We start from the raw sequence: 11,167 nt of genomic DNA, 5'->3' as shown, positions 1-11,167 counted from the left end.
CGGCGGGCGCGCCTCGGCCGGGCCGGGGGGCCCGGCGGTAACACCGGGGGGGGGGGGGGGGGGCGCGCGGGGGGCGCCCCCCCCGCCCCCCCACGACGGGCGGGCCCCCACCGGCCGGTGGGGGCCCGCCCGTCGTGGTCGGTCGTGGTCAGTGCCCGTCCCGGGTCACCGCCCTGGACCGGACCAGCCAACTGCCGTCCACCCGCACCAGGACGTCCTCGCAGACGCAGGAGCGGTGCAGCCGGGGGTCGCCGCCGCGCGGGGTCAGGTACACCAGCGCGTAGCACCGCACCCCGACACTGCCGTCCGGCCGCGCCTCGACGTCCAGCATGCCGTGCCAGTGCCGGTGGGTCTCGCCCGCCTCCCGCTGCGCGGCCCCGGCCCGCCGGGCGCCCTCGGCCAGCTCGGCCCGGCCCCGGCTGGGCCCGGGCCGGCCGGGCAGCTGGAAGGTGCCGTCGGCTGTGAAGGTGGCGGCCCACTCCTCGGCCCGGCCGCTGTCCAGCAGTTGCAGGTGCCGGGCGTAGAACTGGTCGAGGTCGGCCCGCAGTCGCTCCAGCGGGACCGTCGTGCTCCGGGTCATCGGGTGAACTCCTCTTCATCGGTGGACTGTTGACGATCGGTCGGCTCCGGGGGCGGAGCGAACAGCTCCGACCGGACCCGGGCGGCCGGATTCCCGAAGGCGATCCGGCTGGTGATCCTGGCGCCGAGCGGGGTGTGCTGGATCAGCGCTGCCAGTCGGGGCCGGACCGCCCGGGCTACCCGGCCCGGCGAGAGCATCGCCCGGGCCTGCAGGGTCTGCATCCGCATCACCTGCTCGACGTCCCGGGTGCGCGGCTCGGCGTAGCCGCGCAGGCGCTCGGCCGACACGTCACCGGCCCGCACCGCCGCGACCAGTACGGGGTGCAGCAGGGCGGCGTCCTGGATCGCCAGGTTGATCCCCTGGGCGCCGAGCGGGCTGTGCGTGTGGGCCGCGTCCCCGATCAGCACCAGGCCGTCCCTGACCCACTCCCGGGCCCGGCCCGCGAAGACGTCGAGCAGCGTCAGGTCGGTCAGTGCGGTGATCCGCTCCCGGATCCGGTCGGCGTACTCGGGCACCGCCCGGCAGACCTCCTCGCGCACGAACGGGAGCCCCTGGTGAGCCAGTTCGGCGTACCCCCGGTGCGGCAGCGTCCAGCCGAGCTGCACGGTGTCCGGGTAGGACGGGTACGCCAGCACCGGCCGCCCGCCGCCCCGGTGCACCCGGACCGCGCGGTCCGGCGCCCCGCTGCCGGGCAGTTTGAACCAGAGCACGTCGAAGTCGAACACGTCGTCCCGGTCGGCCTCGATGCCGGCCAGCCGGCGGACCTTGGAGAACCGGCCGTCCGCGCCCACCGTGGCCGGGGCCCGGACGGTGTGCCGCCCGCCGGGGCCGTCGGCCACCGCGCCGAGCACCACCCCGCCCTGCTCGACCAGCGCGGTCGCCCGGTACCCGGCGAGCAGCCGGAAGCCGTCGAACTCCTGGCAGGCGGTCAGCAGTTCGGCCAGCACGTGCCGCTGCGGGATGCTCAGCAGCCGGCCGTACGGACCCGGCAGCCCGGTGTAGTCGATGTCGAGCAACGTCCGCCCCCGCTCGACCAGTTGGAACCGGTCCAGCCGGTGGCCGCCGCGCGCCTCGGCGGGGGCCAGCACGCCGAGCTGGTCGAGCAGCGCCAGGCCGCCCGGCTGCAGGATCTCGCCCCGGTAGGCGCGGTCGAGCGAGGCGGACCGCTCCAGCACGGTCACCCGCAGGCCGGAGCGGAGCAGCAGCAGGGCGAGGGTCAGACCGGCGGGTCCGCCGCCGACCACGCAGACGTCGGTGCCGGTCTCGGCTGGTGCGGTCATCGCGGGGTCTCCTCCGGGTGTCGGGTCCGGGCGAGACAGTCGTCGATCACCCGGCGGTAGTAGTGCGGGCCGAAGCCCATCCGGTCCACGGCCGGCACCAGGTGCCGCAGGCGCTCGGTGCAGACCGGGTGCTCCGGCGGCACCTCGACGACTCGCCGCAGGGCCCGAACGCCCAGCCGGAGTTCCAGGTGGGCGACGATGTCCGCCACCGGGACCGACCAGCCGGTGGCCAGGTTGACCACCCCGCCGGGCGACCCGAGGGCGAGCAGCGCGTCGATCAGCCGCACCGCGTGCCGGACGTCGATCAGGTCGCGCCGGGCCCCCTGGTGGATCCGCACCCGGCCCGCCCTGACCTGTGCCGTCAGGGCCGGCAGGAACTGGTGCGGGCGCTGCGCCGGTCCGACCGGGTAGGCCAGGCGCAGGATCAGGTGGTCCGGGCCGCAGCCCCGGATCACCTCCTCCATGGCCAGCTTGTGCCGCCCGTACGGCGAGGCCGGACGCACCGGCCCGTCCTCCCGGCCCGGCCGGGGGAGCGCGCCGTACAGGCCGGCGGAGGAGGTGGAGAAGTAGACCAGCCGCCGCCCGCCGCGCCGGCAGTCGGTGAGGGTGTCGTACAGCAGCTCGGCCTCCCGGGCGAAGCCGGCGTCCGCCTGGCTGGTGCCGCTGGAGACCCCTGCGGCGAAGACCACCGTGTCGGGGTGCTGGGCCGCGAGCGGGCGGAGGCTCCGGGCGAGGAAACCGCGGCCGACGATCTGCATCGAGAGCTCCTATCCGGCGGTGGGGGCCGGGGTGGCGGCCAGGCGGACGCGTTCCAGCAGGTCTGCCTGCCGGAGGATGCGGTCACCCGGCCCGTCGAAACCCCGGCCGGCCAGCGCGGTCCGGGCGAAGGCGTCCACCACGTTGGCGAACTGGTCGTCGGCCCGGAGCAGCAACTCCTGAGTGCCCTCCGGGCGTTCGAGTCGCAGCAGCGGCCGGTGGTCCGGCGGCGGGGTGAACGCCCGGTCGAGGGTGAGCGTGCCCTCGCTGCCGGTCAGGGCGTAGCGGCAGCGGTAGTGGTGCGCCATCCCGAACGACAGCGTGGCGGTCATCCCGGCCGAGGCGAGCAGCGCGGCGCCCGCGACGTCCACCCCGGTCCCGGGGTCGTGGTGCAGCACCGCACCGGCCACCGCCAGGTCGGGCCCGCAGAACAGCTGCGCCGCCCGGACCGGGTAGGCACCGAGGTCGAGCAGCGCGCCGCCGCCCAGCTCGGGGCGGTGCCTGATGTCGTCCGCCGGCAGGGCGGGGATGGTGAACTCGGCCGAGAACGAACGGGGTTCGCCGATCCGCCCGGCCCCGACCAGCTCGCGCACCCGGCGGTGCGCGCTGTGGTGGAGGAACATGAAGTTCTCCATCAGCAGCAGCCCGCGCCTACGGCTGAGCTCGACGGCCTCCCGGGCCAGCGCAGGGCGGGTGGTGAGCGGCTTCTCGGCCAGGACGTGCTTGCCGGCCGCCAGGGCCCGGAGGATCCACTCGGCCCGCAGACCGGCCGGCAGCGGCAGGTAGACGGCGTCCACGTCCGGCCGGTCCAGCAACTCCTGGTAGCCGGCCACCGGGACGGTGCCGAACTCGGCGGCGAACTCCTTCGCCCGCTCGCCCGAGCGGCTGGCCACCGCCGTCACCCTGGTCCGGGGGCAGGCGGTCAGCGCGGGCAGCATCTTGCGCCGGGCGATGGACGCGCAGCCGAGCACCCCCACCCTCAGGCGCTCCACCCGCCCTCCCCGCCGTGCAGCGAGCCGAGGCAGGTGACCAGGGTGCGGGCCTCGACCGTGAAGTGGTTGCCGAACTGGATGAACCGACGGACCTGATTGAGCGTCACCCAGCAGAAGCCGTCCGGCAGTCGGGACGGGAAGTCGTCGCCGGCGGCCACGATCAGGTACCGGTTGGCCCGCCGGTGGAAGCGGCCGCCCTCCTCGGAGAGCACCGCGGAGTACAGCACCTGCTCCGGCGGCGCGGCCAGCACCAGGTCCCGGAACGGCGGCTGCTCCGGCAGGTCGGAGAACCCGTCCGACACGCACTGCACCGTCGGCGCCATCTCGACCGCGTCGAAGGTTCCCGGCTGGGTCAGCCCCTGGACCAGCAGTTGCGGTCCCTCGGCCGACCGGCGCACGACCATGGCCGCCAGGCCGGGGCGTTCCACCTCCAGCAGCGGCTGGGTCCACCGGCTCACCTCGCGGTTGCCCGCCAGCACCGACACGGCGATGACCCGGTGGTGCCGGCCCTCGGTGTGGGCGATCTCGGTGGCGGTCCGCCGCCAGCCGGTCACCCGGTCGAGCGGCACCAGCTGCACCTCGCGGACCTGCATGGCCTTCAACTCGGCCAGCCAGCTGAGTACTTCGGTGTCGGAGCCGGCCCGCCCGGCCGGCTCGCCGGTGGCCGCGGCCAGCGGCAGCGAGGAGAGCACCGTCCGGGCGTCCATGTTGACCAGGTTGTCCACCGCCAGCAGCCGGTGGATCTGCCCCAGCGTCAGCCAGCGGTGGTCCGGCCCCACCTCGACCTCGCCGGTGACCTCCACCACCAGGTTCCGGTTGCGCTTGCGCAGGAAGCTGTCGCCCTGCTCGGACTGCAGCACGTCGGTCAGCACGGTGCCGCGCTCCTCGGCGAGGAAGTACGCCAGGTACGGGGTGGCCCGGCCCTGGTGCACGCGCATGTAGTTGCTGCGGGTCGCCTGCACGGTCGGGCCGAGCTGGACCGGGCCGATGTTCCCCGGCTCGACCTTGGCCTGCATCAGGAAGTGCAGGACGCCGTCGAACTCCTTGGCCAGGATGCCGAGGATCCCGGTCTCCGGCTGGCAGATGATCGGCTGCGACCAGGTCCGGCCGTCCTCCTCCCGGATCTCCAGGCCCCGGACCGAGAAGAACCGGCCGGTCTCGTGCACCAGGTCGCCGGTCGCGGGCACGGTGAGCCACTTCTCCATCCGGTCGAACGGGATCCGCTCGACCTCGAAGGTGCCGGCCTGCTGCCGTTCGGCCAGCCAGTCGGTCACCTCCTCCGCCCCGGCCACGGCGGCCGCCGAGAGGGCCAGCCGGGCGGCGGGGTCCGCCGACGGAGCCGGGTCGGGCCGGGCTGCCGTCCGGGTGTCTGCTGCGAGAGCCATCGCGGTCCCTTCCGAGCGCGGGTGTGGAGACCCACCGTCGCCGCGCCGCGTCGAAACGGGCTCGAAGTGGGCTGGAGCAGCGCTCCAGGCCGATTCGAGCGGTGCCCAGGTCCGGGTGCCCCAGGCTCGACGGCGTACCGGCGTACCGGCGCAGCGACGACCCGAGGAGCGAACGACCATGATCACCGAAGCCGACCTGAAACGGATCATGCGTGAGGGGGCCGGCCAGAGCGAGGGGATCGACCTCGACGGGGACACCGTCGGCGTGCCCTTCGGCGAGCTGGGCTACGACTCGCTGGCCGTGATGGAGACGGCCGGCCGGATCGAGCGCGAGTTCGGCGTCCGGATCCCGGACGACGCGCTCAGCATCACCCGGACCCCCGGCGAGTTCCTCGTGCTGGTGAACCGGGCGATGGCCGAGGCGGCCTGATGACCCGTTGGGAACGGCGCACCGCCCTGATCGCCGGCGGCACCCGGGGGACCGGCCTGGCCGTCGCCAGGGAACTGGCCGCCCGGGGCTGCGCGGTGTACCTCAACCACGCCCGGGACGACGCGGCGGCCAAGGACGCGCTCGCCGAACTGGCCGGTCTGCCGGGCACCGCGACCGTGCTCAAGGCGGACGTCACCCGGCCCGGCGCCCTGCCGCACCTGCTGCGACGGATCCGGGCGGAGCGCGGCCGGCTGGACTTCTTCGTGCACAGCGTGGCCTCGTTCCACCCGATGGACGCCGCACGGCCGGACCCGGACCTGTTCCGGCAGGACCTGACCGCCGCCCTCGCCCCGCTCACCCTGGGCATCCGCCCGCTGGTCGCGGCGATGGCCGGCGGCGCCGGCCGGATCGTCGCGGTCTCCAGCAACGGCGCTCGCCGGGTGGTGCCGCGATACGTCGCGGCCGGGGTGGCGAAGGCCGCGCTGGAGGCCCAGATCCGCTACCTGGCCGTCGAGTTGGCGCCGCTCGGCATCACCGTGAACGCGGTCGCCGCCGCCAAGCTCGACAAGGGGCCCGGCGGCGCTGACGCCGCCGTGCTGCGGCTGCTGGCGGAGCGCACCCCGGCCGGCCGCCTCACCACCCCGACGGACCTGGCCCGGGCGGTGGCCCTGCTCTGCGGTGACGAGGCGGCCTGGATCCAGGGCCAGGTCGTCACCGCCGACGGCGGCCTGGCCCTGCGCGCCTGACGCACCGTCAGTCCACCCCGCAGCCCCCGAGGAGACCCGTGCGCATCATCGACCTCTCCACCCCGATCGACGCGGCCGGCTGGGAGCCCGAGCCGGTCGAGCACCACGTCCTGTCCGCGGCCGACGGCGCCAAGCACATGAGCGCGGAGATGCTGGAGCACTTCGGCCTCGAGTTCGACCCGGCGGTGCTGCCGGACGGTGAGTTGCTCACCATCGACACCCTCACCCTGACCACTCACACGGGCACCCACATCGACGCCCCGTCCCACTACGGCTCCACCGCCCGCTACGGCGACGGTCGGCCGCGCCACGTGCACGAGCTCCCGCTGGAGTGGTTCCACGGCCCCGGTGTGCTGCTCGACATCGGCACCCCCGAGCCCGGCGCCGTGGACGCCGGCCGCCTGCGCCGGGAGCTGGACCGGATCGGGCACCGGCTGTCGCCGGGCGAGATCGTCCTGCTGCGCACCGGCGCGTCCCGGCTGGCCGGCACCCCCGAGTACTTCAGCCGCTTCACCGGGCTGGACGGCTCGGCCGTGCACTTCCTGCTCGACCAGGGCGTCCGGGTGATCGGCACCGACGCGTTCAGCCTGGACGCGCCGTTCCGGACCATGCTGGAGGGCTACCGGGAGACCGGTGACCGGGATCTGCTCTGGCCGGCCCATTTCGTCGGCCGGGAGCGCGAGTACTGCCAGATCGAACGCCTCGCCCACCTGGAGGAGCTGCCCGCCCCGACCGGGTTCACCGTCAGCTGCTTCCCGGTGAAGATCGTCGGCGCGGGCGCCGGCTGGGCCCGGGCGGTGGCCGTCCTCCCCGCCTGACCGGCGGCCCGGGCGGGCGGTGAGCGCGCCGGTCACCCCCGGCCCGGGCCGCCGAGCTCGTCGCGGCTGACGTGCTCGCCCGGCGCCGCCAACGCGTTGACGGCGTCCGGCCGGAGCGCCGCGCCGGTGGACCTCCGGCCGCGCCGCAGCCGGCCCTCCAGCCGGCTCGCGAACGAGGCCAGCGCGAAGTTCACCGGCACGAAGATCACCGCGACCACGGTGAAGCCGGCGATGGTGTTCGCCCCGTGGTCCGCGCTCATCGGGCGGACCGACGCGAGCGGTACGGAGAAGCCGAGCAGCGCGCCGCCGAGTGCGGTGTCCTTCACGATCACCACCGGCCGGCTGACGATCGCCGGCAGCATCGCGGGGACCGACTGCGGACGTGGAGCCCGCCGACGTACCTGTCGACGTTGCTCACCACGACCAGATCGCCCGTACCCGGCGCCGGAATTCCCTCGGCCACGGTCACTCCACTCGTCGGCTTCACGGTCCGTCCTCCGGGCGGACGCCGCAGGTGGAGCGATCGGGCCGGAAGGTCGCCGGCCGATCACACTGTCAAAGGCGGGCCGCAACGGTTGGCACAGTGATCGATTGTGGCAACGCCCCGCGGGCCGGAGACTCCTAGCACTCCGCCGGGCCGGCTGCGGGACCCTGTCGGGAACCGTCCGGTCTCCACCGCCGACCCCCTCGGCGCCGTGCGGTGGCCGACCCGGTGATCCGGATCCCCCACGATCCGTGCGCCGACCACTCCGAGGTGAACATGACGGCTTTTCCGGTGGCCCCCGTCCCGACCAGACTGCCCTCGCCCAGGCGGGTGCGGTTGATGCCACTGGTGGCGCTGATCTTCTTCAGCGTCTCCGGCGGCGCCTACGGGATCGAGGAACTGTTCTCCACCTCCGGGCCCGGCATGGCGATCCTGCTGATCGTGGTCACGCCGCTGATCTACAGCGTGCCGCACGCGCTCGTGGTCGCGGAGCTGGGTACGGCGATGCCGGAGGAAGGCGGTTACTACCACTGGGTCAAGCGCGGACTCGGCAGGTTCTGGGGTTTCCAGCAGGGCGTGCTGCAGTGGGTGTGCAGCTTCGTCGACATGGCCGTCTACCCCGTCCTCTTCACCAGCTACCTGCAGAGCCTGGTCGGCGCGGTCGCCCCGGGTGAGCACGTGCTGTTCCGGCTGGGGAACCTGCAGTTCGACCTGAACTGGTTCATCTGCCTCGCGGTGATCGTGGTGTTCACGCTCCTCAACCTGCTCGGTGCGGGCTGGGTCGGTGAGTCGTCGGTGGTCTTCGCGGTGGTGTGCCTGGTCCCGATGCTGATCCTCTCGGTGATCGGCATCACCCACCTGGTGAGCGACGGGACGAACCCGGTCGGCTCCCTGACCACCGGCTCCGACCAGTCGACCTGGAACGCCTTCGGGGCGGGCCTGTTCATCGTGATGTGGAACTACTGCGGCTGGGACAGCGTGTCCAACGTGGCCGGCGAGATGGAGAACCCGCGCCGTCACCTGCCCCGGGCGCTCGCGGTGTCGATCGTGCTGATCATGGTGGGCTACCTGCTGCCCACCATCGCCTCCCTGGCCACCGGCCCGGACGGCGAGGCGGGCTGGCGCACCTGGGAGGCCGGGGCCTTCTCCGCGGTGGCCGGGCAACTGGCCGGACCCTGGCTCCAGATCACCGTCACGGTGGGCGGCATGTTCGCGGCGGTGGCGATGTTCTCGGCCCTGCTGGCCTCCAACTCGCGGCTGCCGGTGGTCCTCGCCAAGGACGGCTACTTCCCGGCCTGGCTCGCCAAGGAGAGCCCGCGCTACCGGGTGCCGATCGCCTCCGTGGTCGGGTCCTCCCTGATCTACGCGGTGTTCTGCCTCAGCAGCTTCACCAACCTGGTGATCTTCGACGTCTTCCTCACCAACATCGGGATCCTGCTGGAGGTCGCCGCCCTGATCGCCCTGCGCCTCAGGGAACCCGACCTGGAGCGCCCCTACCGGATCCCCGGCGGCTGGTGGAGCATCGGCGCGATCGTGGCCAGCCTGCTGGCGGTCTGCGCCTGGGCCGCCTGGCAGCAGTACGTGGAGAGCGGGACCCAGGCGGTGACCTACGGCGTGGTGGTGGTCCTCGGATCGTTCCTGCTCTACCCGCTGCTCGCCCGCCGGGCCCGGCGGATCCAGGGCGCCGCGCTGCCCGCGCAGACCCGCGGCGGAGCCGCCGACCTCAGCTCGACCGCCTCGTAGCACCGGGCCGAGGCTCTCCGCCGGGGGTGCGGGAGTTCAGCCTGCGGGGTCCGGGACGAGGGTGTTCTCGCTGCGGCGGCCGGCCTCGAAGTCCTCGACGTTGCGGACGGTGGCGTCGATGATCTGGCCGACGGCGGTGTGGGTGAAGTAGGCCTGATGGGAGGTCACCAGGACCTGGGGGAAGGTGACCAGGCGGGCCAGGGTGTCGTCGTTGATGCCCTCGAGCGAGCGGTCGTAGAAGAAGATGCCGGTCTCCTCCTCGTAGACGTCCAGGCCGACGCCGGAGAGCCGGCCGTGCCGGAGGGTCTCCACCAGGGCGGCGGTGTCGACGAGGCCGCCCCGGCTGGAGTTGATCAGGATGGCGTCGTCCTTCATCAGGGCGAGGGCGGCGGCGTCGATCACGTGGTGGGTGCCGGGCAGCAGCGGGACGTGCAGGCTGATCAGGTCGCTCCGGGCGAGCAGGTCGGCGCGGTCGACGTAGGTCATGCCGAGCTCCAGGCAGGCCGGGTTCTCGGCGACGTCCCAGCCGAGCAGCTCGGTGCCGAAGCCGTGCGCGATCCGGGCGAAGCACTCGCCGATCTTGCCGGTGCCCATCACCCCGACGGTCATGCCGTGGATGTCGCGGCCGAGCAGTCCGTCGAGGCGGAAGTCGAACTCGCGGGAGCGGTTCGCGGCCCGGGTGAGCCGGCGGTTCACCGCGAGGGCCAGGGTCCAGGCGTGTTCGGCGACCGCGTACGGGCTGTAGTACGAGACCCGGGCGACGGTGATGCCGAGCCCGGCGGCGGCCTCCAGGTCGATGTTGTTGAAACCGGTCGAGCGCTGGGCGATCAGCTGGGTCCCGCCGGCGGCGAGCAGCGCGAGCACCTCGGCGTCGAGCTCGCAGTTGACGCTGGTGCTGACGGCCGGATAGCCGACGGCCAGCGGGGCGGTGTCCTGGTTGAGGAAGACGGAGAGCGAGCGGAGCTGGTGGCCGCCGTCGAAGGCGGCGTGCAGCATCGGCTTCTCGTCGGACTGGACCCCGTAGGCGAGGATCTTCATCGGGCTGCTCCTCCAGGCGGTGGCACCGGCACTGTGCACGCTAGCCGCCCCGGTGGTGCCGGGGACTCAGCGGCGCGCGATCCGCTCGCCCTCATTGCTCTGGCTATGTAGCGTCCAGGTTGTGAAGATGAGCGAGGGCGTCGAGTGGGCCCTGCTGCCTCAACCCGGCCTGGATCGGCGAGGAGCGGGCGGTGCCGGCGGTGAAGCTCGCGGGGTACCACGACCTGCCGCCCGCCTATCTCAACAAGCAGCTCCAGGCGCTCGCCCGGGCCGCGATCCGGAGCGCTGCCTGATCGACCGGGCGGTGGGCCGGGCCGCGCTGGCCTGGCGCCGGGAGCTGGACGGGCAGACGCCAGCGGAGCTGTCGGCCCGACGTCGAGCGCACGATGCCGGGCGTGCCGGGGCGGATCCGGCGCTGGTTCGGGTGAGCTCGGGCGTCGTGGGCCGGGCCGCCTGCGGGTGATTCTGGACACTCAATGTCGAGAATATCGAGGGGGACCCACCACACCCGACTGCCTCGGCTACTGCCAGGCGGCGGTCACCGCCGACGGCACCGCCTGGATCGCCGGCCGGCACGCGGCCGACGCCGACGGCAACCTGGTCCCGGGCGACTTCGCCGAGCAGGTCCGCCGCTCGCTGGCCACCCTCGGCACCGCCCTGGCCGATCGACGCGGTCGCGGTGCGCTGAGTAGGCAGCGGGGGGGGGGGCGGGCCCGGGCCCCCCCCCCCCCGGGGGGGGGGGGGTGGGGGTGGGGGGGGGGGGGGGGGTCGGGGGGGGGGGGGGGGGGGGGGGGGGTGGGGGGGGGGGGGGGGGGGGGGGGGGGCGGCCGGTTCGGACGGGCTGACGCCCGCCCGTCGGGCCACGGCGACGGCGGCGAGGGTGGAGTGCACCCCCAACTTGCCGAGCACGTTCTG

At 74.0% G+C, this 11,167-nt stretch carries 10 protein-coding genes and 2 pseudogenes; 4 read left to right on the top strand and 8 right to left on the bottom strand.

The window, feature by feature from the left end:
• Nucleotides 1-148: 148 nt before the first annotated feature.
• Genes ACIRPK_RS18000 through ACIRPK_RS17980 form a run of 5 tightly spaced genes read right to left on the bottom strand, consistent with a single transcriptional unit; the run spans nt 149 to nt 4,993 of the window.
• Nucleotides 149-580 carry a nuclear transport factor 2 family protein gene (locus ACIRPK_RS18000; RefSeq protein ID WP_403039640.1) on the bottom strand — a complete coding sequence of 144 codons (432 nt, stop codon included), beginning with the start codon at nt 578-580 and terminating at the stop codon, nt 149-151.
• Entirely contained in the window at nt 577-1,860 is a 1,284-nt protein-coding gene (locus tag ACIRPK_RS17995; RefSeq protein ID WP_403039637.1) for an FAD-dependent oxidoreductase, read from the bottom strand. Before ACIRPK_RS17995 ends, ACIRPK_RS18000 begins: the two co-directional genes overlap by 4 nt.
• Complete coding sequence (locus ACIRPK_RS17990) at nt 1,857-2,618, bottom strand: NAD-dependent epimerase/dehydratase family protein (RefSeq protein ID WP_403039634.1); 762 nt, start codon at nt 2,616-2,618, stop codon at nt 1,857-1,859. Before ACIRPK_RS17990 ends, ACIRPK_RS17995 begins: the two co-directional genes overlap by 4 nt.
• A gap of 9 nt (nt 2,619-2,627) precedes the next feature.
• Entirely contained in the window at nt 2,628-3,608 is a 981-nt protein-coding gene (locus tag ACIRPK_RS17985) for a Gfo/Idh/MocA family protein (protein WP_403039631.1), read from the bottom strand.
• Nucleotides 3,596-4,993, bottom strand: coding sequence for an NDP-hexose 2,3-dehydratase family protein (locus ACIRPK_RS17980; RefSeq protein WP_403039628.1), 1,398 nt, complete (start codon nt 4,991-4,993; stop codon nt 3,596-3,598). The genes ACIRPK_RS17985 and ACIRPK_RS17980 overlap by 13 nt, the downstream gene beginning before the upstream one ends.
• A 178-nt stretch (nt 4,994-5,171) precedes the next feature.
• On the opposite strand from ACIRPK_RS17980, the gene ACIRPK_RS17975 reads away from it, so the two are divergent.
• The 3 genes from ACIRPK_RS17975 to ACIRPK_RS17965 are packed head-to-tail and all read left to right on the top strand — an operon-like array spanning nt 5,172 to nt 6,987.
• Nucleotides 5,172-5,423, top strand: coding sequence for an acyl carrier protein (locus ACIRPK_RS17975; RefSeq protein WP_403039625.1), 252 nt, complete (start codon nt 5,172-5,174; stop codon nt 5,421-5,423).
• Nucleotides 5,423-6,169, top strand: a complete 747-nt coding sequence (locus tag ACIRPK_RS17970) for an SDR family oxidoreductase (RefSeq protein ID WP_403039622.1) — start codon at nt 5,423-5,425, stop codon at nt 6,167-6,169. The genes ACIRPK_RS17975 and ACIRPK_RS17970 overlap by 1 nt, the downstream gene beginning before the upstream one ends.
• Nucleotides 6,170-6,207: 38 nt before the next feature.
• Nucleotides 6,208-6,987 carry a cyclase family protein gene (locus ACIRPK_RS17965; RefSeq protein ID WP_403039619.1) on the top strand — a complete coding sequence of 260 codons (780 nt, stop codon included), beginning with the start codon at nt 6,208-6,210 and terminating at the stop codon, nt 6,985-6,987.
• 32 nt (nt 6,988-7,019) lie between these two features.
• Here ACIRPK_RS17965 and ACIRPK_RS17960 read toward each other — a convergent pair.
• Nucleotides 7,020-7,373: pseudogene (locus ACIRPK_RS17960) on the bottom strand (amino acid ABC transporter permease); the annotation flags it as partial.
• 374 nt (nt 7,374-7,747) lie between these two features.
• Here ACIRPK_RS17960 and ACIRPK_RS17955 point away from each other — a divergent pair.
• A complete protein-coding gene (locus ACIRPK_RS17955) occupies nt 7,748-9,214 on the top strand; it encodes an APC family permease (protein ID WP_403039616.1) in 1,467 nt (488 codons plus the stop codon).
• A 36-nt stretch (nt 9,215-9,250) separates the two neighbouring features.
• Here the strand turns inward: ACIRPK_RS17955 and ACIRPK_RS17950 are convergent, their stop codons facing one another.
• Together ACIRPK_RS17950 and ACIRPK_RS17945 are read right to left on the bottom strand one after the other, a co-directional pair.
• A complete protein-coding gene (locus ACIRPK_RS17950; RefSeq protein WP_403039613.1) occupies nt 9,251-10,252 on the bottom strand; it encodes a 2-hydroxyacid dehydrogenase in 1,002 nt (333 codons plus the stop codon).
• An 819-nt stretch (nt 10,253-11,071) separates the two neighbouring features.
• Nucleotides 11,072-11,167 (bottom strand): annotated as a pseudogene (locus tag ACIRPK_RS17945) (DNA-binding response regulator); the annotation flags it as partial.

This window comes from Kitasatospora sp. NPDC101801 (genome assembly GCF_044766665.1).
GTDB lineage: Bacteria > Actinomycetota > Actinomycetes > Streptomycetales > Streptomycetaceae > Kitasatospora.
Note: the sequence above shows the minus strand (reverse complement) of the source record. Positions and strands in the feature narration are given on the sequence as shown.